This is a genomic window from Mesorhizobium sp. M2A.F.Ca.ET.067.02.1.1 (assembly GCF_004023285.1).
In the GTDB taxonomy this organism is placed as follows: domain Bacteria; phylum Pseudomonadota; class Alphaproteobacteria; order Rhizobiales; family Rhizobiaceae; genus Mesorhizobium.
In genome coordinates, this window is record NZ_RZSB01000719.1 from 1 (window position 1) to 3,113 (window position 3,113).

2 protein-coding genes and 1 pseudogene are annotated in these 3,113 nt (G+C 64.4%); 2 read left to right on the forward strand and 1 reads right to left on the reverse strand.

Going from position 1 to position 3,113, the window contains the following annotated elements; all coding sequences use genetic code 11:
* Positions 1-263: pseudogene (locus EOA28_RS30630) on the reverse strand (tyrosine--tRNA ligase); the annotation flags it as partial.
* A gap of 350 nt (positions 264-613) precedes the next feature.
* Between EOA28_RS30630 and EOA28_RS30635 the strand changes: the two are divergent.
* Positions 614-2,257 carry a glycosyltransferase family 39 protein gene (locus tag EOA28_RS30635; protein WP_127250859.1) on the forward strand — a complete coding sequence of 548 codons (1,644 nt, stop codon included), beginning with the start codon at positions 614-616 and terminating at the stop codon, positions 2,255-2,257.
* Between the two features lie 47 nt (positions 2,258-2,304).
* On the forward strand, positions 2,305-3,113 hold an 809-nt coding region (locus tag EOA28_RS30640), incomplete at its 3' end, for a phosphatase PAP2 family protein (protein ID WP_128315608.1).

Consider the following 3,113-nt stretch of genomic DNA (forward strand, 5'->3'; position numbering starts at 1 on the left):
TCCTTGAAGGACGGGTCGCCGATCATCGAGGTGCCGCCGCCCATCAGCGCGATCGGCCGATGGCCCGTCTGTTGCAGCCAGTGCAGCATCATGATCTGGATCAACGATCCGGCATGCAGACTCCGGGCGGTGGCGTCGAAGCCGATATAGGCGCTCACCGTTTCCTTGGCGAAAAGCTGGTCGAGGGCGGATTCATCCGAAATCTGGTGGATGAAGCCGCGCTCGCTCATGATGCGCAGGAAATCGGATTTGAAGGCGGACATTTGTTCTTCCTGGAGGTCGCCGGGCACTTGGCCATGCTTGATATGAAGGCGCGCGTTTAGCATCCAAGCGCGATCAGCAAAAGTGGTTTCCGGTTTTGCGTCCGATCGCGCTTCAACTGGGCAACCCAGCGATCAGCAAAAGTGGTTTCCGGTTTTGCGTCCGATCGCGCTTCAACTGGGCAACCCAGCGATCAGCAAAAGTGGTTTCCGGTTTTGCGTCCGATCGGACGCGGCGGCCAGGCGTCCTTGCTTCGTCCATTTTGCTGTCGTAATGAGGCGCCGCGCAAAGGCAGGCGCCTATGCGCCGCGACGGGACCATCCCGCAGTTTCAAATCGGACGAGCTCCCGCGATGAACAGGAACTACATTCTCCTCTTTCTGTTCAGCATTGTCATGACCGTCAGCGGGCTGGCCAGCCTGCCGCCGGTGGACCGCGACGAGTCCCGCTTCGTCCAGGCGACCAAGCAGATGGTCGAGACGGGTGACTATGTCGACATACGCCTGCAGGACGTCACGCGCTACAAGAAGCCGATCGGCATCTATTGGCTGCAGTCGGCGGCGGTGGCGCTGAGCGGCGAGGGGGCGGCGGCGCCGATCTGGGTCTATCGCCTGGTCTCGATGCTGGGCATCGCGATTGCGGTCGTCGGCATCGGCTGGACCGGGACAAAGCTCTTCGGCGCCAATGCCGGGCTCGCCGCCGGCCTGATGATGGCGGCGATCTTCGCCACCGCCTTCGAGGGACGCGACGCCAAGACCGACGCGATGCTTCTCGCCTGCTGCGTGATCGCGCAGGGCGCGTTGGCCCAGGTCTATATGGCGGCCAAGCGCAACGAGCCGGTACCCGGGCATCTGCCGTGGATATTCTGGATCGCGCAAGGGTTGGGCATCCTGATCAAGGGTCCGGTCTCGCCGCTCTTGTCGCTGCTCACGGCCGCGGCGCTTATTGCCTTCGACCGCGACTGGCGCTGGCTGCTGAAGATGAAGCTGGTGCGCGGCGTCCTGATCGTGCTCGTGATCGTGCTGCCATGGCTGATCCTCATCACCTGGAAGAGCGGCGGCGCCTTCTTCCAGGAGGCGGTCGGCAAGGACATGCTGAACAAGGTGGCGCAGGGCGAGGAATCGCACGGCCTGCCGCCCGGCTTCTATATGCTCACCTACTCGCTGTTCATGTGGCCGTTCGGGCTGATCGCGGTCGGCGCCGGGCTGCAGGCGATCAACCGGTTCTGGGACGATCCGCGCCTGCGCTTCTGCCTGGCCTGGTACATCCCGTTCTGGCTGGTGTTCGAGGCGATCCCGACCAAGCTGCCGCATTATGTGATGCCGGCCTATCCAGGCATGGCGCTTTTGATCGGCTGGCTGCTCACCTTGCCGGCGGACCAGGCCAACGCGCCGTTGAAGCGCTGGCAGACATGGCTGTGGTGGGCGACCGCCTTCGGCCTTGCCGTGGTGGCGATCGGCCTCGCCGTGGTCTGCGTCGGCGCGCCGCTCTATCTCGCCAAGACCTTCGCCTGGTGGAGCATACCGGCGGCGATCGCCGCTCTTGTCACCGGCTATCTTGCCTTCCCGCGGCAATTGCAGGTGCCGCTTCCACGCATCGCCGCGATCGCCGTCGGCGCCGGGATCACCTTCAGCCTGCTGTTCGGCGTCATCGCGCCGTCGCTGAAGCCGATCTGGCTTAGCCCCGCGATCAAGACCGCGGTCGACGCCAACCGCCTTTGCGAGACCACCGTGCTCGCCTCGGCGAAATTCCAGGAGCCGAGCCTGGTCTTCCTGGTCGGCACCAAGACCGTGCTCACCGACGTCGAGGGCGTGGCGCGGCATCTGCTCGACGATCCGTCCTGCGCGCTCGGCCTGGCGCCGATCAAGGACGAGCAGAAGCTTGCCGATGTGCTGACCGCCCAGGGCAAGTCGGCCAAGCGGCTGACCGAGATCGACGGCATCAACTATTCGTCAGGAGACAAGCTTGCGCTCGGGCTTTACCGGGTGGCGCCGTGATGAATAGCCTCGGGCATCGAATGCCCCTATAGACTCGCGCCAAAGCCATGTCCGCCGCGCCCTTTGCCCTTTACCGCCGCTCGCTCGGCAATTTCCGCGACACGATGTCGATCGTGATGCGACGCTTTGCCGTGCGGCCGGCGCGCTATCCGCGAATCCTATGGAGCGTCTGGCTCATAGCCTGGGTGCTGCTCATCATTGCGACCTTCCTGCGCCTCGACGCCGGCGCAGGCGAAATGCGCGGCGAATGGTCACCCGGCTTCGTGCGCTTCACCGATTTCTTCACGCAGTTCGGCCTCGGCGGGTGGTACCTCATTCCGTCAGCGCTCTGCCTCGTCGCCGCCAATCTGACGGATTGGCGCGGCCTTTCCCGGCAAGGCCGAATGCTGGTCTACAACTGGACGTGCTTCGCCTTCCTGGTGCTCTGCGCCGTCGGCCTTTCTGGCCTCGCGGTCAACCTGTTGAAATACGGCATCGGCCGGGCCCGGCCGCTTTATTTCGACAGCTTCGGCGTCCTGTCGCTGCATCCTTTCGCCATGGACGCGCGCTTCGCCGGCTTTCCGTCCGGTCACGCCACGACGATGGGCGCGGTGTTCGGCATCCTGCTGCTTTTGTTCCCACGCCGCTGGTATATCGCGCTGGCGGTCACCGCCTGCATTGCCTCGACACGCGTCTTCGTCGGCGCGCATTATCCAAGCGATACGGTTGCGGGCTTCGGCCTAGGGCTGGCGTTTGCTGTTGCCTCGGGGCTGGTGTTCGCCCGGCTCGGTTTCATCTTCGGCCAGACGAGCGCGAAGCTGCCGGTGCGCAAACGGACATTCCGGCTGGCACCCTCCCGCGCGCCGAGAGGCAGGAC